Genomic DNA, 22,310 nt, shown 5'->3' with positions numbered 1-22,310 from the left:
CCATATCGATTCTTCCGGCAACCGCTACGTCTCACCAGTTCTCCCCATACGGCCGCAGCTCGGTCAGGAACGACCACGCGGAGCGCGGCTGATGCACGAGGTGCCATGCTTCATCCGCAATCGCGGCCGGCTGGATGAAGAAATCATCGGGCTTGTCCTTGAAGCGCTCTCGGGTCCAGGGCACGTCGATCACCGCATCGATCATGAGGTAGGCGACGTGAATGCCCTTCGGGCCGAGCTCGCGGGCGATGGATTCCGCGAGGATGCGCTGCGCCGCCTTGGTCGGAGCGAAGCCGGCGAAATTGGCTTTGCCGCGCAGCGCGGAGGTGTTGCCGGTGCAGATCAGCGCGCCCCCCTTCCCCATCATCTTTGGCGCGGCCCAGCGGGCCAGATGCAGCAGCGCCATGACGTTGACCTGGAAGTTGCGTTGCACGATGTCGGGTGAGATATCCAGGAAGGAGCCGAAGGCGCCGCCAACGGCGTTGTGGATCACGACCTCGGGCGCACCGGCACGGGCGGCGATTCCGTCGAGCGCCCCGAGAAAGGCTGGGCTATCCGACACGTCGCAGACGACGGCAAAACTGTCGGGCAATTCGTGCGCGATTGCGTCAAGCCGCCCGGCATTGCGCGCGATCATGGCGACCTGGTAGCCGCCCGCACTGAAGCGCCGCGCCATCGCGGCACCGCTGCCCGGGCCCACCCCCGTAATGATCGCCAGCGGCTTGCGCGCGATGAGATCAGGCTCGATCGTCATCGCGCTTTAACTCTTCGATTGATCATGATCTTCCCGGAAAACCGCTGCACACTTTTCCTTATCATGCTCTACCGCCCCTGGAATACGGCGGCGCGGCGCTCGACGAAGGATTTGATGCCCTCCGCCGCATCCTGCGTGTCCAGCACCCGGTCGCGGATTTGCGGCACGATGGCGATTGCGGCCTGCTCGCCCTGCTCGATGAATTTCCGCCCGGCTTCCTTGGTGACCTGGATCCCGAGCGGTGCGTTGCGCGCAATGATGTGCGCAAGCTCCATGGCCCGATCGATCTGCTGGCCGACCGGCACCACCTCCTGCACGAGCCCGATCCGGTAGGCCTCGCTGGCTGAAAATTCATCGCAGAGGAAGAGATGGTACATCGCATTGCCCCATCCCGCCCGTGTCGTGTAGCGGAAATGCGCCCCGCCGAGCGGAGCGATGCCGCGCTTGGCTTCCATCTGGCAGAAGCGGCTGTCCTCGGCGGCGACCACGATGTCGCCGGCCAGCATCATTTCGATACCGACCGTGAAGACAATGCCCTGCACCGCCGTGACGATCGGCTTGCGGCACTGGTTGGCTAGCCCAAACGGATCGATGTTGCCCTCCGGGCGCGGCTTTCTGGTCGCGTTAGGGCCGAAAAATTTCGGCATATCGAGTCCGGCGGTGAAATTCCCTCCGGCGGCGCAGAGCACACCTACCCAGAGCCCCTCGTCCTGGTCGAGCAGAGTGAAGGCGTCCGACAGTTCCGCCATCATCTCCGGGCTGAAGGCGTTCTTCTTGGCTACATTGTCGATGGTGATCTTTAGAATGTGGTCGAACCGCTCGTGGGTGACCCGCCCTTCGGTGCTGCTGGCCATGTTCAAGCCTCCCTGCGTGCCGTAACCGGAAATGGATCGGCCCTCTCGCCTGCTTTTGGGTATGGAAGCCGCCCACGTTTCTGCATTATAATTATCATCCAGATGGATGATGGGTATCATCCAGAAATCCCAACCAAAGTCAACGAGGGATCCGACGATGGGCCATTCCCAGGCCGACAAGGCGCAAAATCGCGAACGAATCCTCAACGAGGCGGCGAGGCAGATCCGCCAAGGCGGGCTGGAGAACCTGAGCGTCGGCCCTCTGATGGAGAGCGTGAACCTCACCCATGGCGGCTTCTACGGCCATTTCGCGTCCCGCTCGGAGCTGATCGCGCAGGCGCTGGAACGGGCGCTTTGCGAAGGCGAAGCAAAATCTCGCGCCTCGGACGATCCCGACAAGCTACCCAGCGCGACGGTGATGGTGAGAAGCTATCTGAGCCGGACCCACCGCGACGCGCCTGACACCGGCTGCGCGATCGCGGCGCTGATCTCCGATGTCGGCCGCGCCGACGCGCGCTGTCGCGCGGTGATGCAGCCGCACATCGAGACCTTCATCGCCAGGGCCGCACGCGTGCTCGGCAGCGGAAGCGAAAATGAGGCGATCCTGGCCGTGAGTGCAATGGTCGGCGCGCTCGCGATCTCGCGCGTCATCACCGATCCCAAACGCTCGGATGCCATCCTGCGCGCGGTCCGCGATGCCGTCATCGCGATGAACGCGAATGATTGAGTCACCCGTGCGTGAGACGCTGGTGATCCCCTCGATCGTCACTGCCAGAGCTTGGCTTGTGTAGCGTAAGCAACTCCAGAAACATTGCGAAACGTTTGTCGCCGTGCTGCTCGCGTACGTGTTACCGAAGCGTCACCCAAGGTTAAGAACTTTTCATCGAGGCGTGAGGCGCCGATGCATTAACGTACCTGCCCTAGAGTCTTAAAGGGGCGGCCTTTCGATGGAATACATGCGCGATCTTCCGCGTGCCGATGGGAGAAGAACTTGCGTCGTCGTTTGCGGAATGCATCGAACCGGCACGTCGGCCGTCGCCAGGACGGTGAGTCTTCTCGGCGCAGATATTTCCAGTGACTTGATCGAGCCTGCTACGGACAACATCCGCGGCTACTGGGAGTCCAAGAGCGTTGTTCAGATTCATGAACAATTGCTGGAGGACCTCGGTTCGTCTTCGGCGGACCCGCTGCCGCTTCCCGACGACTGGATCAGCACGTCCTTTGCGCGACTGGCACGCGAGCGGCTGGCCGAGCTGATCCACACCGAATTTCTGGACTCACACCTGTTCGTGATCAAGGATCCCAGAATCTCCAAGCTCCTGCCGCTGTGGATCGAGCTTCTTGACGAGATCGATGTCGACATCGTGGTCGTCACGACATTCCGCAATCCGCTGGAGGTCGCTGCCTCGCTGGAAAAGCGCGATCACATGCCGCTCGCCTCCTCGCTGCTGCTGTATGTCTCGAGCTATCTGAAAGCCGAGATGGCGAGCCGCGATTGCCCGCGGTGCTTTTTGAATTATGCGCACATGGTCAGCGACTGGCGGGTCCTAGAAAGCCGGCTTCGCTCGATCCTGGGCTCGCGGCTGCCAACGCTGAATGAAAAGCGATCGCTGGAAATTTCGCAGTATCTCGTCCCCGACCTCAGGCATCATCATTACGATCGTGCGGAGCTGAAGCGACGCGGCGAGATTCCAAGCATCGTCGCCGATCTCTATGATCTCCTGAGCGAAGCGGAGGCCCAGGGCAATGCGGCCTCGCTTTCCCGCGCCTTCGACGAGCTCCTGAGATCGGCCGACGGCATGGCCGCCCTGTTTCGTGACCTGGTGCACAACGAGCGGGCCGAGCGCAAGGCTTTCGAGAATTCCACCAGCTGGCGCGTGACCGCGCCGCTTCGCTGGCTGAAGCACGAGCTGCAGCGCAAGTGACGCGGCGGCCGGCCCAGGCCCACTGGTTACCTTCGGGCACCTCTTGCCGGCGGGGAGAGGTAACTCAGGTCGGCAGCTCGCGACCGTCCTGCTCGCGATGCCGCGGTGACATTCTTGCCGAAGATGACCGAGCATGCCGACCCCGGCGGCGTGAACTGAACCACCCGGTAGTCGTCACCGACGGCAAAGTCGGCGTCCAGCCGCCAGCCGAGGCCATTGTAGAAGCGCTTGGCACGATCGACGTCGGACACGGGGATGACCACGACTTCGAGCTTCATAGCGACCTTCTGCGCGCTTGCGGTCGCGATTGAGGCCTGATTGCGCAGAATGCTGTCCATGTTGGGCTCCCTCGAGGATTGGTTCGGCGTAGACCGGACCCTACCCGGCTACGGGACGACCTTGCTACGGGAGCCGTGAAATTGCGCGTTATTGGTTGTTAGCGGCTGTTAAGTATTGCGAGCCGAGGCCTGCTGTCGGACCGGAACCGGCCGGCGGCTTCGCTCATTCGGTCAACAGCGGCATCGCTCGCGAGCCTGCGCCCCTCGCCCGGACTGCTTCCACGGCCGCAGGGCCGCTGCTAGGATCGCAAAAAATTCCAGGAGGAAACCATGAAAGCTCCGGCCTTCAGGGAGACGGGCGCGGGCGACATTGTGCCGGCGGTGCTGGCGATCGGACGCCCCTCATTCCCACAAGCTCTGATCGACACGCTGCGCCGTGTCGCCGATGTCGGCCACTGCATGGTCTTCACCTTCGACGGCGAGCGCGCCACGCGCTGCCTGCTCGACGTCGGTAACATCCCGACCGGCGCCGATCTCGGTGTCGCCTATGCCGGGCACTTTCATCTCGCCGATCCCAATCGCGAGACGATCTTTCGGGAACGCGAACGCTCCTCGCCGATCGTGCTGCCGACTTTCGCGCGACGGAAGTATGGCGAGCGATACCGCAAGATCTTCTTCGAGGATTCCGCGATCGTTGACAAATTCGCGACCGCGATCTGGATCGAAAGCGCCTGCTTTTACGTGAATTTCTACCGGACCACCGCGCAGGGCCGCTTTGCTCCGGGCCAGATCCAGCGCCTGATGCAGGTTTCCCCCGCGATTGGCGCGGCGGTAGCACGGCATTTCCGGGATGATATTGGCGATCCGGCTGCGCCGGAGCCCGATCCGTTCGGCAAACTTGCGAGCCTGTTTGCCAGCTGTGCACCGCTGACGCGCCTGACCGAGCGAGAAAAGGAGGTCTGCCTGCGCATTCTCGCCGGTTTCAGCTCGGAGGCGATTTCGGCCGACCTCGGCATCGGCCTGCACTCGACCCTGACCTATCGCAAGCGCGCCTATGACAAGCTCGGCATCTCCTCCCAGAACGAGCTGTTCGCCATCGCGCTGCGCCTGTTCGCCGCACCGCAGCGCCTGAACTGAGCAGGCGATGCTTGCTGGCCGGCTGTCCCCATCCATTGGGACAGACGCGGCGCGCTGCGCGGTCTATGCTGGCGCGATCGAACATCTCGAGGCCACCCCGTGAGCAGCGCTCCCCGCATCGATATCGACGTCAAGGCCTTCTGGCAGGACCCCTACCCGACGCTGGCCCAGTTGCGGAAGGAGGCGCCGATCGCATTCGTGCCGCAGCTCAACTCGACACTGTTGTGCAGCCGCGACGACATCTTTGTTTCCGAGAAGCAGATCGATATCTTCAGCTCGCACCAGCCCGAAGGTCTCATGAACAAGCTCATGGGGCACAACATGATGCGCAAGGATGGCGAAGCGCATCTGGCCGAGCGCAACGTATTCTTCCCGGCAGTCTCGCCACGGGCGGTGAAGTCGAACTGGATCGCGCAATTCCAGGCTCATGCCGATCGCATCATCGATAACCTGCCATCATCGGGCGCGGTCGATTTCGTCCAGGCCTTTGCGTTACCCTTCTCGGCCGAATGCCTGAAGTCGATCACCGGGCTCACCAACATGCGCTTCGAGGACATGAATGCCTGGTCGCAAGGCATGATCGACGGCATCGCCAACTACACCGGCGATGCCGCGGTCGAGGCGCGCTGCCATGTCGCGACCGCCGGCATCGATGCCGCGATCGACGACATGCTGCCGGTGCTGCGAAGGACGCCCGACAAGAGCCTGCTCGGCGTCATGGCGGCTTCGGGCATGCCCATGGAGAGCGTGCGGGCCAACATCAAGCTTGCGATCTCGGGCGGCCAGAACGAGCCGCGCGATGCGATTGCAGGCGCGACATGGGCGCTATTGGCGCACCCCGAGCAGCTCGCGCTGATCCAAAGCGGCGAAAGGCCGTGGCTGCAGGCGTTCGAGGAATATGCCCGCTGGATTTCGCCGATCGGCATGTCGCCGCGGCGGATCACAAAACCCTGGACCATTCGCGACATCGCCTTCGAGCCGGAGGAGCGCGTGTTCCTGATGTTCGGCTCCGCCAATCGGGACGAGAAGCACTTTGCCGCGCCTGACAGGTTCGATCTTGCCCGTGACACCTCGAAGAGCGTCGCGTTCGGCGCGGGGCCGCATTTCTGCGCCGGCGCCTGGGCCTCGCGCGCGATGGTCGCTGATGTGGCACTGCCGACCGTGTTTGCACGGCTGAAGAATCTCCGGCTGATTGCAGAGCCGCCGGTGCGGATCGTCGGCTGGGCGTTCCGCGGCCTGCTCAATCTGCCGCTCGAATGGGACAGGGTGGCGGCGTCAGCCCGCACCACGCATTAGCGCTGCACTTGGGTGTCTCCGTTCGGCCGCTCGCCCCATCGGTTCGTCTCCGTATTGTTCGGATCCCGATCCGGGCAAGTTTCCGAAGCCAAACGAGCCTTGTGAGCGACGATACACCCGCAAAGCACGCACATTCGAGCGTTCGGATCGCCGCCGGCCACGGCCTGGTATATCAGCCGCTTGGGGGCCCGCATGACATTGGGACACTCGGTGCAAGCGGCCAAGCGTCTCTGAAACGTTGGATCATCGACGGTGTCAAATCCCGTCTTGCTCCATCTCCAGAGATCGCCGGCAGCTCGCACGAGCAGGTCCGCATCGGATGGTCCACGCTTCTCCAAGCTGCTTTCCCTCGAACACTGGCGAGTTACCAAGATTCGACCCGAACGCCAGTGGATTATCATTCCCTGGGCGCATCGACAAACAGCTTGAACAGGTTCAAGGCCATGGGAAGATACTTCCACTGAAGGTCATCAGACTTCAAATGAGCAAGCTCGACGACCGCCGCGCTGACCATGGCTTCAACGAAGCGAACTTCGTCCTCGGCAACGACGCCGTGATCCTCGTTTTTGAAGTAATTGCCTCCTGCACAGCCCTGGAGAAAACGCCATGCCCACGATTTCGCCAGGCTCGGAATTGCTTCGGGCCTGAGACCTTCGACAAACGCCTTCTGAGCGACGTCCTCGAGAACCTTGGCATCGCGTCGAACGACGGAGCCAAGACGAAACTTCGAATTCCGGTAGAACATGAAGCAAGGATAGACGGTGCCGTCTGAGTCGACAGCGATGGTGCCGTTGCCGGCCGGGCAAATGAAAATGGATGGGTGATCCGAGGGATGAACGAGTGTGTCCACCATTTCGACTACGGCACTCAGGAGGCAGAGCTCGTCAACCGGCTTGGTGACGACATCGCGAATGGAACGGGACACGGCCGCGGAGTAGTACGAGTTTACGAGATCGAAGTCTTCGGGCCTTATCGCGAGTGGATCGTGCCGATTTGACTTTCCCAACACGTTGATGGGCATGTGCAGAAGATGAATCCCGAGCTCATCGCGAATATAATCCATCACGTCGGTAACCTTGACGCCCTGCTCAACGTGTAACCGCGTGTAGGTGCCTTCGATTTGACCCGGCTGGCCGGTTTCGTGCTGGAGGATACGGATGTTTTCCTCGACGCGCCGTGTGATCGGCTGTCCCGTGCGCGCGATCCGAAGCTTGTCGTTTATCTCCGGAGGGCCGTCGAGACTCACCGTCATTTTCAGCTGATACCGCTTGATCAGATCGATGATCCGTGGCGAAAGGATCGTGCCGTTGGTAATCATCGTATAAGTTGGCCGGGCGCGCCCGAGCTCATCTGCGGTTTGCCATCCGAATTCGCACAGTCGCTCGATCACGTCAGCGTTCAATAACGGCTCGCCGCCAAAAAACATCACGCGTGATATTTCGTCGTAAGTGTCATAGAACTTCCTGAACGCGCTGCGCCCGACTTCGAAGGTCATTCGTTCATGCGGGCCGCCATAGTCTCCGCCCTGCGCATAGCAGTACACGCAATCGAGATTGCAATAATTGGCGACGTTCAGCACCAGTCGATCGAGCCAACGCCCGCGTTTCCACTGCCGTTGTGCCCGGCCACCCGGCAATTCGAAGGCCCGTGCATTTCCGACAGCCGTAGGCGCGTCACGCAGCAGGGCGGCCGTGCCAGACGGCTCGCCGACACCGTTGACCATCTCAAAAGCAGCGAGGGGCTCGAAAGCAAGTGTTCCAGGATCAAACGACGCGCGGCGGTCTTGATAGGAGACGATCATTGTCAGGGCCTTTCCGCGTTAGACAATCAGCCTCGTCCTCTTCAGCGGTATCTCGAATACAGCAGCGGGTCACTGGCTACACGTCATTGATATGTCCGCAGCCGCAGCCACCACCACAGCAATTGCCGTTTTCATAGATCTTGGCCAAGCTCCGAAAAAATTGTTCCTCGCTCGGACTCGCCGCTCCGCCGTAGTATTGCTTGATGAAGCCCGATGGATCTCGAATAAATGCGGCGCGTGCCTTCGGGTCGCTGCTCAGCTCCTGGCTAATCATTCCAAGTGCCATTTTGGCTAGCAGCGGACTGCCCGAGCCGCGCAGGGTATCCAGGCTATAAATGTCAGTCATGGCGACCTCTTTGCTTGAGATTTCGGATGCCGTGATGGCTTATCCTCGCGCGGCCCTTCGAGCCGCATCAGGGGCGCACTATTCTTCCCGCACTCGAGCGGCGGCACTGCATCCGGACCCTTGCCCACCGCCGCCGCAACCGCACCCGCCGCCGCAGCAGTTTCCGTCTTCATACATCTTCGCAAGGCCCTGGAAGAACGCATCTTCGTTCGGTCCAGTTAACGCTCCGTAACGGGATTTGATGAACCCCGACGGATCGCGAATGAACGCAGCTCGGGCCTTTGCGTCGCTGCTCAGATCCTGGCTGATCATGCCCAAAGCCATCTTAGCCATCAGCGGAGTGCCTGATCCGCGCAGTGTGTCGATGCTGAACAAATTTTCTGCCATGTGACGCCTCCTCATCCAAGATGCAAGTGTCGACGGCCTGATCCAGATGTATCGATCCGGATTGATCCAGCGTAAAATCATCACGCTCTTAAATCGCTGACGACGCCGCTCTGCCTGCAGCAATAGTGGAGCCACGAAGCAGATTTGCTAGTCACCCTTTTGAGCGACCAGCACGCAGGCTTGTTCGGCATGTACCCGCAGCTGGGTCCAAGCAAAACTCGATCAAGCCACGAAAATTCAGGCCATCTGACTGCTTGAGCGTGTCAATTGAGCTGATGCACTGATCAGTTCCGTGCGAACATTTGTCGCGCAGTGCGAGATTTTGTCGCGCGTCGCCCAAACGAGTGACTTGCACCTTATGGCTGTTTCAGTGGTAATATAGCAACCTTGTCGTGTGTCTGTTTCAGCAGAACCAACGACGGTTTCAGCGCTTCATGCTGCTTGTAAGCGTAGGGCAACGGCTGTGTCGTTCCGACAATCCCTGGATCGCGTTAACGAGGAACTGCCGCATGAGCAGGAACGTGATCTTGAAGAAGTTGTTCGCCGGCTCATTCGTCTCACTGCTACCTGTAAGTCCGCGATTCGACCCGAGCAGGAATGTGAAGAGATTATTTTGGACATCAATGTCGATGGAGCGCGCTACCTTCTCCTTCGAACCTCTTCCTCACCCCCGGCGCTTAGTTCTCTAAGTCCACGCGAGCGAGAGATCGTTCGTATGGTAGCGAAAGGCTACCACAACAAGACGATCGCCTCGGCCCTCCGGATCAGTTCGTGGACAGTCCGCACTCACCTGCGCCGAACGTTCGCGAAACTTGGCGTCACGTCTCGAGCTGCCATGGTGGGGCGCGTGCTGGAAGAGCATAAAGCTCCGCGGGAATAGACCAGCGATCGCGGTGAGAAAGACCGTCGTGCTAACTGAGCCGCAAGAATTGGCTATTCCGCCTGGTTATACGTCGGTCCGGGAGCCCGCAACCCGGATATCCAGCCAGCCCAGCGGGTTGACCGACAGCCGATCTCCCTCGTTGATCATCACCGTCGTGGTCTCCGCCTCGATGATAGCAGGGCCTGCGAGCGTCTGCCCCGGCTTGAGATCGTCGAGGGCATAGACATCGACGTCGCGCCAGGCGCCGAACCAGGCTTGCCGGCGCCCGCGCGGAGCGGCACGCGAGGCCGGCGTCGCCGCGCGGGCGTGCTGTTCAGGCACGGAAACCGCGCCAATGGCGGCGACGCGCGCGTTGACGAACACGACCTCCTGCTCGGGGGAAGCATAGGTGTAGAGCTCTTCATGGCGGCGGTGGAAGCGCGCCTCGATCTGTTCGATCAAACGGGGTGAATTGAGATCGATGCCGTCGAGCGGCACGTCGATCTCGAAGATCTGCTCGCCATAGCGCATTTCAGCGGAGCGCTCGACCGTAACGGACCCGTCGAACCAGCCGCGCAGGCGCTTTGTCGCGCGCGTTTCGAGATCGGCAAAGATCGAGCGCACCTCGTCCGCCGTCGAGCGCGCACCGCTCTCGAAATGGGTGCGGCTCAGCTCATAACGGAGATCACTGGTCAGCATGCCCCAGGCCGACAGCACCGATGCGGTGGTCGGCACGATGATGCGAGAGATGTCCAGCTGCCGCGCGAGTTCCACGGCATGCAGGCCCGCGGCGCCGCCGAAGCTGAGAAGTGCAAAGCGGCGCGGATCGACGCCACGGCGAACCGTCATCAGGCGTATACCGTCGGCCATCTTCAGATTGACCAGACGGAAGATGCCGGCGGCCGCCTCGACGCTGGTGATGTTCAAAGCGGCCGCGAGATGGTCGATCGCAGCTTCAGCAGCCGCCACATCGAGCGGCCGCGCACCGCCCATGAATGCCTTCGCATCGAGATAACCGAGGACGACGTTGGCATCGGTCACTGTCGCCGCGAGACCGCCTTGGCCGTAGGCCGCCGGCCCCGGCATGGCCCCAGCGCTTTCGGGGCCGACCCGGAAAATGCCGCCGCGATCGACCGAGGCGATCGAGCCGCCACCGGCGGCGATCGAGGCGATGTCGAGGCTGCGCAGGGCGATGCGCTCGCCGGCCAGGCCGCCATCGGCCGACAGCGTCACGCGGCCGTCGGCCACGAGCGAAATATCGGTCGAGGTGCCTCCCATGTCGAAGGCGACGAGATCCTTGAGCTCCAGCATGTCGGCGCAACGCCTGCAGCCGGAAATGCCGCCCGCGGGCCCCGACAAGACAGTTGCCGCTGCCAGCCGCGCGGCTTCCCCGACGGGCGCCATGCCGCCATGGGAGAGAATGATAAAGAGACTGCCCTTGAGGCCCGCCTCGACCAGGCGCCGCTCCAGCCGCTCGAGATAACGGCGAACCACGGGGCCGACATAGGCGTTCACGACCGTGGTTGAGACGCGCTCATATTCCTTGATCTGCGGCAGCACGTCGCTGGAACAGGACACGCTGACATCAGGTAGCTCGCGCCTCACGCGCTCGGCCGCTTCGATTTCATGTGCGGGATTGCGGTAGGCATGCAGGAAGCAGATCGCGACCGATGTGACCCCGGACCGCTTGATTGCGGCGATGGCTTCGCCGAGCGAGGCCTCATCAAGCGGTGTCATTACCTCGCCAGAAGGCCGCAGCCGCTCGCGCACGCCGAAACGCAATTCGCGCGGCACCAGCGGTTCAGGCGGCGAGGAACGGAGATCGTAGCGATTGGGCTTCAGCCCCTCGCGCATCTCGATGATGTCGCGGTGGCCCTCGGTGGTGAGCAGCGCGACGCGCGCGCCCTTGCGCTCGAGCAATGCATTGGTCGCGACCGTCGTGCCATGGACGAAGCGCTGCGTCTGCGCCAGCATCTCCGCAACCGGCAGGCTCAGCCGACGCGCCAGCTCCTCCAATCCCGCCATGACGCCGATCGATTGGTCGGCCGGCTTGGATGGCGATTTCGCGAACACCGTACGCCCCGCAGCATCGATGGCCACGAGATCGGTGAAGGTGCCGCCGACGTCTACTCCAATGGTGAACATGCTCAAGCTTTCAGTGCCTTCGCCGCGTCATCAGTAACAAGACCGGCCGCGCGGTCGCGCTCGCGTGCTTCAGCCGTGCGCTTCCCCGGAGGTCCCCAGCCGCCACCGCCGGCAGAACGGATCTCCAGGCAATCGCCGGGATGAATTGCGATACCGACCTCCTTGGTGCGCAGCTCGCGCGGCGGTCGGTCCTTCGAGAGCAGCCGATAGTGATGCGGTCTGGAATCCTCGCCGCCGAGCAATCCGGCCGAGCCGTGCCGCGTTCCCTCGCCCGCGGTGTTGCCGAGCGCGACTTTCTCGGTTTCCACGATGAGATCGAGCGCGACGCCAAGCCCGCCTCGGAACTGGCCGTCACCGCCCGAGTCGGGCAAGAATTCGTGATGGCGGAAAAGCAGCGGAAAGCGCGCTTCCGCGACCTCGATGCTGCCGAACTTCAACCCGCCGACCGAGTGCCATTCGCCGATCGAGGACCAGCCGTCACCACCGGCAGAGGCGCCGCCGCCAGGACGGGCATGAAACAGATGCCAGATGAAGCCGCGCCCGGTGCGGGGATTTTCCCCCTTGATGGCAATGCGGAAGCGGCGGCCCCAACCCGCCATCACCCTGTCAGGGCAGGAGCCCGCGAGCGCCTTGATGATCGCTTCCACAATCTCGTTCGAGGGGTGACTGGTGCAGAGCGTCACCGGATGGCCCGGCTCGGCCCAGACGATGGTGCCTTCCTTCGCCTTGACCTTCAGCGGCCGCAGCGCGCCGGAATTTTTCGGCGTGTCAGGATCGATCAGGTAGAACAACGCCATCGCCACCGCCGCATGCATGTTGGCATGCGAGGAATTGACGAAGCTCTGGACCTGCGGATCGGAGGCGGTGAGATCGACCTCGATATCGCTGCCGCGCTTGGTCACCTTGGCCGCGATGCGGATGTCATTGTGGCCACGCCCATCGTCATCGAGAAACGCCTCGCCTTGGAAAACGCCGTCCTTCCAGGTCGCAATGACAGAACGGGCCTGGGCCTCCGCCGCATCCAGCACGCCCTCGATCGCGGCCTCCACCACCGGCGCGGTGAGCTCGGCGAACAGCTTCTGCAGCCGCCGCTCGCCGAGATGCGCCGCTCCGATCATGGCAAAGAGATCGCCGCGGAAATCATGGGCGTTGCGCGTATTGAGCGCGAGCATGTCGAGAATGTCGTCGCGCAGCCGGCCCGCCTCGTAGAGCTTGATCGGCGGAATGCGCAATCCCTCCTGCCAGATCTCGGTGGCTTCAGGATTGTAGGCGCCATGGGTGGCGCCGCCGATATCGCTCTGATGCGCCCGCACGACGGTCCAGAACAGGCGCCGGCCATCGGCGAACACCGGCACGAACACGGTGACATCAGGCAAATGGCTGCCGCCGTGATAGGGATCGTTCATCAGGATGACATCGCCGGGCGCAACGTCCAAGAACCGCGCCTCGACCGCACGTGCCGCCCAGGGCAGCGCGCCGACATGGACTGGGATGTGGTCGGCCTGCGCGATCAGCCGGCTCTGCGCGTCGCAGATCGCGAGCGAAAAATCACGGCTGGAATTGAGGATCTGGGAATAGGAGGTGCGAAGCATGGCCTCGCCCATCTCGGCGACGATGCCGCTCAGCCGGTGCTGAACCACCGAGCGGGTGACGGGATCAACGGTGCCTGTCATCTAGACTTGGATTCCTTTGCCTTTCCATATCCTGTCCAATCGGGCACGCATCGCAGATCACCGATCGAGCGGCCATTTGGGACGCTTGATCTTGCGATACGGCAGGCTGGCAAGATCGGGCGTCGCCGCTCCGGGTGCCTCGACATGCAGGACGGATTTGGCAAAGGGCGCGAAAGCCGCCTGGAAATGCTGCGCGGACTTGACGACAATGATGTCCTTCGACGCGAGGTCACAGCCGAGATTTGTGAAGACATCGGTACCCATGGCCTGATTACGCCGCGTGATCAGCACGATCTCGATGCCGTCGGCCACAACCAGCGCCGCGTCCCCGACCGGCGTGGGCGCGCCGGAAAGCCCCGTCATCATCATGTTCGGGACCAGGGCCTTGACCTCGCACATCAGATCAAGCGGGTCACCGGATGCGGGGCCGACCTTGCCACCGATGCGCAGCGGAAGGTGCGCGCCGACGCCGGCCTCGAAGGCGATGCGGACCGCAAGAAGATCCCACATCGGGCCGATGGCGGCGTTGCGGATGCCGCGCTCGCGCATGCGCCGCAGAATGAAGGTCGAGTCGCCCGGAGAGCCGCTGCCCGGATTGTCGGCCCTGTCGGCAAGCACGACCGGTTTTGCCGGCGCTGCCACCGCCTGGTCGAGCGCTGCTTCGATGCCGAGAAAGGGCACGGCCAGTTGTTCGCGCAAGGAGATCAGCTCATCGGCAAGGCTCTGCGCCAGCGCGTCGGCCTTGGCCTGATTGCCGTCGGTATAGACCAGCACCTTGGTGCCCATGCCCGGAACGTCGCCGAGTGCAAAACCGTGCGTCAGCGAAATCGACAACACGCCGTCACGTCCCTCCAGCGCGCGAATGCGGTCGACCAGGCTGCGTCCCGGCTCGTTCGTGGTGTGAATGGTGACGATCATCTCGCAATCGACCACCGCGTGCACCGGACGCACCTCGCCCCGCGCGGCGGCGCTCGACAGCGCCACGAGCTCACGCGCGCGCTCGACGATGTCGGTGTGCGGATATTCCTTGAACGCGACCAGCAGGTCGGCATTGCCTGTCATCTCGGCGGTCAGATGATTGTGCGGGTCGAGCTCGGCGCCAATCACGACGCCGGGGCCGACGATCTCGCGAACCCGGCGCAACAGATCGCCTTCACAATCGTCATAGCCGTCCGCGACCATCGCGCCGTGCAGGCCAAGCAGCACCATCTTGACCGGAAGCGCGCGCCTGAGATCGGCGAGCAACTCGTCGCGCAGGCTCTCATAGACGGCACGAGTCGTCACTCCGCCGGGCTGGGCGCCCGCGACGAGGCCCTCGATCAGGGTCCATCCTTCGGCTGCGCAAACCTGGCGCGCCACCCATAGCGGCGCGGCGAAGAACGACAGCGCTTCGGGATGTGTCCCGGCCGGAAAGTAGCCACGGGCCTTGAACGCATCGGCCCCGGTCGGAATTGGACCGAACGTGTTGGTTTCGGTGGCAAGTGAGGCCGTAAATACACGCATTCCTGACTTTCCCCACGCTAGCCCGTCAGCGACGCGTCGCGGCAAGCGAGCCATCGCGGCCGTAACTGCGCATTGGGAATGCTGCGAAACAAGGTCTCACGCGTCAAGCCTGCCATGCCACCCGGCCGATGCCGGACCGGCGCACAACTCGAAGGGATCGACGGCGAGCCGCAGGTCGATCTGGCCGCATGGCGGGCATCCCAAGCCGCTTCGCTCGGTCCTTATTTCCTCTTATTTCTTATTTCTTCTTGGCCGGCTTCGCCTTGGCGGCCGGTGCTTCCTTCGGCTTTGCTGCCGCCAATTCCTCGGCCGCCTTCTTGATCGAGCGGGCGTAGCTTTCGGCGGTGTTTTCCGCGGTGATCTCGAGCCGTCTCGCGGCCGCGGCCGCAAGCTCTCGCGTCGTCTTGGCGAGCTGCCGGTAACGGTCCCTGCTCGCCTTGTCCTTGGCCTTGCCGGCCATCCCCATCAGCCGGCCCTGCCGCCTCCTGGCGGCCTCGGCCAGCGCCTTGACCTGCTTCTTCGCCATGGACCGAATGACAACGTCCAAGTCTGCTTCGGCCATTTCTCTCATGTCCCGAAATCAATTATGCGAGCGTTTGATACACTGGCTCTCCGCTGCAATCAATTTGGCAAGCGCGGATATCCAGCGTTCGCGCGTGCGCGGCTCAGCGGGGACGAGAGCTTTCCATCGGGCCCGCGATCTCGAGCTGAATTCTCACAAATATCAATAACTTAGACCGGCAACACATCACCGATCTCTTCGATCATCGCGATCGCTTGCCCGCAGCTACGCGATACAATCGTCGAGATGCTCCAGACGCAGACGATCCGCATTCTGGCCGCGCCCGGCATCATGCGGCGCGCATGACCGATTGCAGGTGCTGCGCCAGCTCCGATCGAGCGAAAGGCTTGCCGATAATTGGAAACTCGTCGCCTATCCTGTACCTTGCGAGCACATCCGTCGCGTTGCCGGAAGCGAGCAGCACCTTGATGCCTCCGCAAATCTTCCTGGCTTCGCGGGCAAGCTCGATACCGTTCACGCCCTGTGGCATGAACACATCCGTTAGCAGGAGATCGAATTCCTTGTCCGATTTGAGGATGCGGATGGCCTCTACGCCGCTGCGGGCGCAAACCACTCGATAGCCAAGCTTGCTCAACATCGCCGACGTGACCTCCGTGACGTCATCGTCATCATCGACCAGGAGAACCCGAACCCGACTGGAATGTTCGGAAGCCTTTTGCACCCGAACGACGGGCTCATTCGCATCGAGCCGTTGGGATGATCTGGGCAGATAGAGGCTGATCGTGGTGCCGCTGCCGGGCGTGCTTTGGATCGTGACATGACCGCGCGACCGCCGGACAAATCCATAGACCACGCTAAGGCCGAGCCCGGTGCCCTTGCCTACATCCTTGGTCGTGAAGAACGGATCAAAGGCCCGATCGATAACCTCGGGCGTCATGCCGCACCCTGTATCCGTCACGGAAATCTTCACATACGCTCCGGGCTCGACACCGACAGCGTGTTCCACCAAGCTGTCATTTCGCGCCGCAATCTCGAGGACACCGCCACCCGGCATGGCGTCGCGACCATTCAAGGTCAGATTGAGGAGCGCCGTCTGAAGCTGGGCGGGGCTCACATCACAGGACCATAGTTGCTCATCGGCTGATATCCTCAGCTCGCACTTCTCTCCAAGCGCTCGCCGGATCAACTTCTCGAAGTCTCCAATGAGATGGCCTACCTGCACGGGCCGAGGATTGAGCTCCTGGCGACGCGAAAAGGCTAGGAGCTGGCCGATCACGGCCACCCCCCGGTCGGCAGCCTTCCGGGAAGTCGCCGCAAGCCGCCGTACGCTCTCATGGTCGGCCGCTTGCTCCTCGATCACTTCAAGGTTCCCGGCGATGATCATCAGCAGATTGTTGAAATCGTGGGCGACACCTCCCGTGAGCTGGCCGGCGGCCTCCATCTTCCGGACCTGATCAAGCTGCTCTTCCATCCGGCGGCGTGCCTCCACGGCTTGCCTATGTTCGCTGACGTCACGAAACAGGACGGCCAGACCCTCACCAGACGGGAACGCGTTGATTTCGTACCATTTGCCCCAGCCGGGACAATATGTGTCGAGGCAGTACTGGCGCTGAGTCGACATCGCCTTGCGAACCAAATTGGCAGCGTCTGGGACGACCACATCTTTGAACGTGTCCCAGAATTCGGTGCCCACGACGTCAAGTCGTTCGGCGAGCTGCCGCCTCGTCCTCCCGTTGATATACGTTATGCGCCAATTGCGGTCGATGGTAACCACGCAGTCGATCATGCCCTCGAAGATCGCCGTGATACGGGCCGCCGCGTCCTCGGCTCTCTCCTTTGCCTGGTAAAGCTCGCGCTCGCGTTGCCGGAGCGCCTCGGCCATCGAATTGAATGCGTCGTCGCCCCCGGCAATTTCCGATTGCAATTCTGGCATTTTCACGGGGCGTACATGGTCGCCAAGACGCAACTCCTTCGCCCGGTCGACCGGGAACCGGGGAACGCCGCGCCATGCGAGGAACAGCACCAGCGACGTGCTGACGGCGATAAGCACAATATCGAGTAGCGGCGGCATCCCCTCAAAAGCCCACATCCTGGCGAGATCGAAAATCGTGACACGCCCCTTGGAATCGGCGTGCACAGGCGATAAGCCGGTGATCCGCCCTGATTTCAGGAAATTCCACGAAGTCAATCAGCGTATGAATCCCGCCTTCCATAATCAGCTCTGTTTCCGAGGAAGAAAGCTCGACGATAGCAAAGGACGTGCGTAAGACTCCCGAAACGCGTAGCCGGTGTCCGCGGCGACTGACATGCTGCAGCTCCAGATTGACCAAGAAAGACCAAGGTGGCGAGACAAGCGTCTTGTTCGCATCCCTGGTACGCGGACGACGATGAAAGCTTGACATTTCACATTTGTTTTCGCGCGGTAGAAGTTGGCTACAGCGGTAGCTTACAGCGGTAACAGGAGATCGGAGCGCTGAGTTGTCCGCGCATGTCCGGGCCCGCTTGGGCCGGTGCCTGCCGAAAATCTGTGCAAGCGACCGCCTGCCCCTGCGAGAGCGTGCCAGGCCGTTGGCCATCTTGATCACTTCGAGATGGCGTCCTTACATTGGCGCAAAATGCATATCACCGTGGCCGGGCTACGTTATAGTTACCGCTAAAAATTCGATTAGAACCGCCATGCGGGAAGCTCGGCGGGATGGATCGCGCGGAAAAAAAATAGGGCAAGAGAGCCCGCGTAATCTTTCGGCGCGAGGGGCAGGACTGTCAACTAGCTGTCAAATAGATGAAAGACGACGTGAGCTTACGATTGTTGAGCAAAGGCGTCGGAACGGGATTGCATCATTGCGCCCGGAAGGCAATCCGAGTGGGAAAAGCTTGGGTAAGCGAGCGGCCATCGACTTATGAATCAAAAGTCGTGGACAGCATCGACGTACTGAAGCGACCGGTGGATGGGGCTGACGCCGAGATCGTACAAATCGGAAGAGGTCGCATGAAAGGTCGATTGACCCGAGCGACCATCGGTGACTTGGCCTTTAGCAAGGGGGCTTTCTCTCTCCCGATCCGGGCGTCCGGAATTTTCAGCCAGACCAGGTTGACCCTGGGCATACTTCTCCAATGCACCTCCGTCAGGGATATTTCGGGCAGCGCAGCCCTTCCTGGCGACATTTTTCTCGTTCCACCCAAATTCGACCATCACAACGTATATGGCGGACCGGCATCGTTCGCGGCGATGACCATCGACTCGATTGAGTTGACGATGCTTTTTGCAGGCGAGTCCGTCCTTTCGGACCCCGGTTATTGGTCGCGTCGACAGCGCTGCCGATCTCTGAATCCCCGTGCTGCCTTAGCGATAGAGCCGCGCTTGCGAGCCGTCTTTGCACTATTGGCGAAGCAACAGCCACTTTCGGACCGCGCCACCAATTACTTGAGGCGCGCTATCGTCGAGGGTTTTGCTGCGCCGCTCGCTACGATTACCGGTCACAACGAGGCCTCGACTGCTTCATCACCTATCAAAATTGTAAAAGAAATCGAAGCTTACGTGGATGCAAGGCGAGATCGACCCATCCACATCTCGGAGCTGTGCAGCTTTGTCAACGTTTCCCGGCGCACCCTTCATCGCTGCTTCGAGGACGTGGTTGGAATCGGACCCAGCGCGTTCCTGCGACACAAGCGGCTGTGTTCCGTTCACTCCGAACTGCGACGGCTCGATCCGCAAACAACCAGGGTGACCCAAATCGCTACAGAATTCGGCTTCATTGAACTTAGTCGATTTGCACGCCAGTACCGCCTGCTCTTCGGTGAATATCCGCACGAAACCCTGCACCGATAGCTCGTGACGCGCTGCGGTATTCGATATCGTTTAGCTGTCTGAAGCGACGTCTGTCTCCATCGAGCGCTGGCACAAAACGCCTATTCGCAGACGCCAACTGCATCTAGACTTGAGATTGCTGCATCGTGCGGCTTTATTCCCGATCAAGTCGTTCGATCAAAGAAGACGTCTTTCTGTACAAATGGGAGTAGTCTCGAATGACTGATGATGTCAGAGGCAATAGCCAGACTGGCGCGGGACAACCGATCGACCGCCGAAAACTCCTTCTTGGCACATCTACGCTGGTTGCGACGGCGACGTTGACGGCTGAAGCTCTTGCACAGGCGCAGAAGGCAGCACCATCGCCGACCGCCGCAGCGGCGGGCCGCAAGCCGAATATCCTCGTCATTTTCGGTGACGACATCGGCCAGACCAATCTTAGCTGCTATTCGTTCGGCTTGGTCGGCTACAAGACGCCGAACATCGATCGCATCGCAAAAGAAGGCGTGATGTTCACCGATTACTACGCGGAGAACAGTTGCACGGCCGGACGCTCGACCTTCATCACCGGCCAATCATGCAAGCGTACCGGCCTGTCGAAGGTTGGCTTGCCCGGTGCAACTGTCGGCTTGCAGGACCGCGACATTACCATCGCCCAGGCGCTCAAACCGCTCGGCTACGCGACCGGCCAATTCGGCAAGAACCACCTCGGCGATCGCGACGAATATCTGCCGACCAATCACGGCTTCGACGAGTTCTTCGGTAATCTCTATCACCTCAACGCCGAGGAGGAACCGGAAAACCCGACCTTTCCGAAGGGCGACCCGTTGTTCAAGCAAAATCCGCGGGGCGTGCTGAAATCCTCTGCCGACGGCAAGGTCGAAGACACCGGTCCTTTGACCAAAAAGCGGATGGAAACGATTGACGATGAGACGACGGCTGCCTGTATCGACTTCATCGAGCGCCAGACCCGGGCAAATCGGCCGTTCTTTTGCTGGATGAACTTCACGCGCATGCATCTGTTTACGCATGTGCGGCCGTCCATGATCGGCCAGAGTGGCATGCCTGGTAACTTCTATGCCGACGGCATGATCGAGCATGACGGCGATGTCGGAAGAATTTTGAAGGCGCTGGACGATCTCGGTATTACCGACAATACCATCGTGATCTACACGACCGATAACGGGCCCAATCGCTGGACCTGGCCGGATGCGGCGACATCGCCATTCCGCAACGAGAAGGACTCGAATTTCGAGGGCGCATTCCGGGTCCCCGCGATGATCCGTTGGCCCGGTCGCATCAAGCCGGGCGAGATATCGAACGAGATGTTCTCAGGTCTCGACTGGTTCCCTACGCTATTGGCCGCGGCAGGCGACGCCGATATCAAGGACCGATTGCTCAAAGGTACGCCTGTTGGCAGCAAGACTTTCAAAGTGCATCTCGATGGCTACAACCAACTGCCTTATCTGACGGGCCAGCAGCCAAAGAGCGCCCGCGAGGAATTCGCCTATTTCAATGATGACGGCGTCCTGGTCTCGTACCGCCTTGGCGATTGGAAAGTGGTCTTCGCTGAAATGAAGTATCCCGGTGGCTTCGCCGTCTGGCAGGAGCCTTTCACTCCCCTGAGGGTCCCCAAGCTTTACCACCTGCGGATGGATCCCTATGAGCAGGCGGATATCGTTTCGGATCAATACTTCGACTGGCTGGCCAGGAATGACTACAAGATAGCCCAGCTCACGAGTCACGCGGCGGTCTTCCTGCAGACATTCGTTGAGTATCCGCCCAGCCAGGAGCAGGCGAGCTTCTCGATCGACCAGATCGAGCGCAACATCGAAGCAAAGATCAAGGCCAACGAGAAGGCGGGAAGCAAGTAGCCGGATGCCCTGCGGGCCGCGAACCACGGCCCAAGCGGCACGCGCCGCTGGCGAGGGAGACGCTGCTGGGTTGCCGGCGTCTCGTTAAATGAGTGGAAATTCGATGACCGAGCATGCGTCAAGCGAGTTGTTGGCTGTCCCGGCCTCCCAGAATGTAAAGAGTTCGCCAGCGCGCGATGCCTTGATCGAGCTCAAGACCCGTATCGGAAAGTCGGTCCTCGGCCAGGACCGTCTGGTCGAGAGCATACTGATCGGCTTGCTGGCGAACGGGAATCTCTTGATCGAAAGCCTGCCGGGATTGGCCAAGACCCGCGCGGTCAAGACGCTCGCGAAGCATCTGGCCGCCGACCTGTCGCGCGTGCAATTCACGCCGGATCTGCTGCCGTCCGACGTCACCGGCGCCGAAATCTACCTGCAGACCGACAAGGGCGGCGAGTTCCAGTTTCAGAAGGGACCGATTTTCGCCAACCTGGTGCTTGCGGACGAGATCAACCGCGCGCCGGCCAAGGTGCAATCGGCTCTGCTCGAAGCGATGGAGGAACGCCAGGTCACGGTCGCTGGAAAGACCTACAAGATGCCCGATCTGTTCATGGTGCTCGCTACCCAGAACCCGATCGAACAGGAAGGTACCTATCCGCTGCCCGAGGCACAGCTCGACCGCTTCCTGATGCAGATCGTCATCACTTATCCGGACGAGGCAACGGAAGGCGAGATCATCAGGCTCAACCGCGCAGAAAATGCTCAAAAGCCAAAAGAAGGCAACGCCGAGCAGCCGCCTGTGCCCCAGCAGGCCATCTTCGATGCGCGCGGCGAGATCGACGGCATCTTTGTCTCGGATCTCGCGCAGAAATACATGGTCGATCTGATTCACGCGACCAGGTTCCCGGACCGCTACGGCGACTCCTTGAAAAATTTGATCCAAATCGGCGCCAGTCCGCGCGGCAGCCTCGCGCTCGATCGTTGCGCGCGGACACGCGCCTGGCTCGATCGATACGACTTCGTGACCCCCGATCACGTGCGTGCAGTCATGCATGACTGCCTGCGGCATCGACTGATCCTGAGCTATGAGGCGGTATCGCAAGGCGTGACTGCCGACCAGGTCATTGACAAGATTGCGGCACTGGTCGTGCCGGCGTGAGGCGGT

At 61.4% G+C, this 22,310-nt stretch carries 18 protein-coding genes and 1 pseudogene; 8 read left to right on the top strand and 11 right to left on the bottom strand.

The window, feature by feature from the left end; translation table 11 throughout:
* Positions 1-31: 31 nt before the first annotated feature.
* Both A3AI_RS0119640 and A3AI_RS0119635 read right to left on the bottom strand, forming a co-directional pair.
* On the bottom strand, positions 32-754 hold the full coding sequence (locus tag A3AI_RS0119640; RefSeq protein ID WP_024517205.1) for an SDR family NAD(P)-dependent oxidoreductase: 723 nt from the start codon (positions 752-754) through the stop codon (positions 32-34).
* Between the two features lie 68 nt (positions 755-822).
* Entirely contained in the window at positions 823-1,608 is a 786-nt protein-coding gene (locus tag A3AI_RS0119635; RefSeq protein ID WP_036048743.1) for a crotonase/enoyl-CoA hydratase family protein, read from the bottom strand.
* A gap of 157 nt (positions 1,609-1,765) precedes the next feature.
* Here A3AI_RS0119635 and A3AI_RS0119630 point away from each other — a divergent pair, with 157 nt between their 5' ends.
* A complete protein-coding gene (locus A3AI_RS0119630) occupies positions 1,766-2,335 on the top strand; it encodes a TetR/AcrR family transcriptional regulator (protein ID WP_024517203.1) in 570 nt (189 codons plus the stop codon).
* Between the two features lie 352 nt (positions 2,336-2,687).
* Complete coding sequence (locus A3AI_RS0119625; protein WP_156927863.1) at positions 2,688-3,533, top strand: sulfotransferase family protein; 846 nt, start codon at positions 2,688-2,690, stop codon at positions 3,531-3,533.
* Between the two features lie 98 nt (positions 3,534-3,631).
* Here the strand turns inward: A3AI_RS0119625 and A3AI_RS43160 are convergent.
* A pseudogene (locus tag A3AI_RS43160) lies at positions 3,632-3,871 on the bottom strand (VOC family protein); the annotation flags it as partial.
* Between the two features lie 270 nt (positions 3,872-4,141).
* On the opposite strand from A3AI_RS43160, the gene A3AI_RS0119610 reads away from it, so the two are divergent.
* Positions 4,142-4,948 carry a helix-turn-helix transcriptional regulator gene (locus A3AI_RS0119610; protein WP_024517200.1) on the top strand — a complete coding sequence of 269 codons (807 nt, stop codon included), beginning with the start codon at positions 4,142-4,144 and terminating at the stop codon, positions 4,946-4,948.
* Positions 4,949-5,047: 99 nt separating this feature from the next.
* Positions 5,048-6,244, top strand: coding sequence for a cytochrome P450 (locus A3AI_RS0119605; protein WP_024517199.1), 1,197 nt, complete (start codon positions 5,048-5,050; stop codon positions 6,242-6,244).
* A 397-nt stretch (positions 6,245-6,641) separates the two neighbouring features.
* Here A3AI_RS0119605 and A3AI_RS0119600 read toward each other — a convergent pair whose 3' ends face one another.
* The 3 genes from A3AI_RS0119600 to A3AI_RS43155 form a co-directional block, all read right to left on the bottom strand.
* Positions 6,642-8,045 carry a radical SAM protein gene (locus tag A3AI_RS0119600; protein WP_024517198.1) on the bottom strand — a complete coding sequence of 468 codons (1,404 nt, stop codon included), beginning with the start codon at positions 8,043-8,045 and terminating at the stop codon, positions 6,642-6,644.
* A 76-nt stretch (positions 8,046-8,121) separates the two neighbouring features.
* Positions 8,122-8,391: a hypothetical protein gene (locus A3AI_RS0119595; protein ID WP_024517197.1), complete on the bottom strand. Its 270-nt coding sequence runs from the start codon at positions 8,389-8,391 to the stop codon at positions 8,122-8,124.
* Positions 8,392-8,469: 78 nt separating this feature from the next.
* Complete coding sequence (locus A3AI_RS43155; protein WP_036048741.1) at positions 8,470-8,778, bottom strand: hypothetical protein; 309 nt, start codon at positions 8,776-8,778, stop codon at positions 8,470-8,472.
* Between the two features lie 394 nt (positions 8,779-9,172).
* On the opposite strand from A3AI_RS43155, the gene A3AI_RS50275 reads away from it, so the two are divergent.
* Positions 9,173-9,658 (top strand): response regulator transcription factor, encoded by a 486-nt coding sequence (locus A3AI_RS50275; RefSeq protein ID WP_502685750.1) that lies wholly within the window; start codon positions 9,173-9,175, stop codon positions 9,656-9,658.
* A gap of 66 nt (positions 9,659-9,724) precedes the next feature.
* Here A3AI_RS50275 and A3AI_RS0119585 read toward each other — a convergent pair whose 3' ends face one another.
* The 5 genes from A3AI_RS0119585 to A3AI_RS43150 form a co-directional block, all read right to left on the bottom strand.
* On the bottom strand, positions 9,725-11,785 hold the full coding sequence (locus tag A3AI_RS0119585) for a hydantoinase/oxoprolinase family protein (RefSeq protein WP_024517196.1): 2,061 nt from the start codon (positions 11,783-11,785) through the stop codon (positions 9,725-9,727).
* A 2-nt stretch (positions 11,786-11,787) separates the two neighbouring features.
* On the bottom strand, positions 11,788-13,458 hold the full coding sequence (locus A3AI_RS0119580; protein ID WP_024517195.1) for a hydantoinase B/oxoprolinase family protein: 1,671 nt from the start codon (positions 13,456-13,458) through the stop codon (positions 11,788-11,790).
* A gap of 57 nt (positions 13,459-13,515) precedes the next feature.
* Positions 13,516-14,961 (bottom strand): M81 family metallopeptidase, encoded by a 1,446-nt coding sequence (locus A3AI_RS0119575; RefSeq protein ID WP_024517194.1) that lies wholly within the window; start codon positions 14,959-14,961, stop codon positions 13,516-13,518.
* Positions 14,962-15,199: 238 nt separating this feature from the next.
* A complete protein-coding gene (locus tag A3AI_RS0119570; RefSeq protein WP_024517193.1) occupies positions 15,200-15,523 on the bottom strand; it encodes a hypothetical protein in 324 nt (107 codons plus the stop codon).
* A 289-nt stretch (positions 15,524-15,812) separates the two neighbouring features.
* Positions 15,813-17,672: an ATP-binding protein gene (locus A3AI_RS43150; protein ID WP_156927862.1), complete on the bottom strand. Its 1,860-nt coding sequence runs from the start codon at positions 17,670-17,672 to the stop codon at positions 15,813-15,815.
* Between the two features lie 726 nt (positions 17,673-18,398).
* On the opposite strand from A3AI_RS43150, the gene A3AI_RS0119555 reads away from it, so the two are divergent.
* The 3 genes from A3AI_RS0119555 to A3AI_RS0119545 all read left to right on the top strand — a co-directional run bounded on the left by A3AI_RS0119555 (position 18,399) and on the right by A3AI_RS0119545 (position 22,304).
* Positions 18,399-19,313, top strand: a complete 915-nt coding sequence (locus A3AI_RS0119555; protein WP_051382447.1) for a helix-turn-helix domain-containing protein — start codon at positions 18,399-18,401, stop codon at positions 19,311-19,313.
* Positions 19,314-19,510: 197 nt separating this feature from the next.
* Positions 19,511-21,166, top strand: a complete 1,656-nt coding sequence (locus tag A3AI_RS0119550; RefSeq protein ID WP_036048739.1) for an arylsulfatase — start codon at positions 19,511-19,513, stop codon at positions 21,164-21,166.
* Between the two features lie 103 nt (positions 21,167-21,269).
* On the top strand, positions 21,270-22,304 hold the full coding sequence (locus tag A3AI_RS0119545) for an AAA family ATPase (protein WP_024517189.1): 1,035 nt from the start codon (positions 21,270-21,272) through the stop codon (positions 22,302-22,304).
* Positions 22,305-22,310: the final 6 nt, after the last annotated feature.

Origin of the sequence: Bradyrhizobium sp. Tv2a-2 (genome assembly GCF_000472425.1) — a bacterium.
Lineage (GTDB): Bacteria > Pseudomonadota > Alphaproteobacteria > Rhizobiales > Xanthobacteraceae > Bradyrhizobium.
This window is presented reverse-complemented; position numbering and strand designations above follow the sequence as displayed.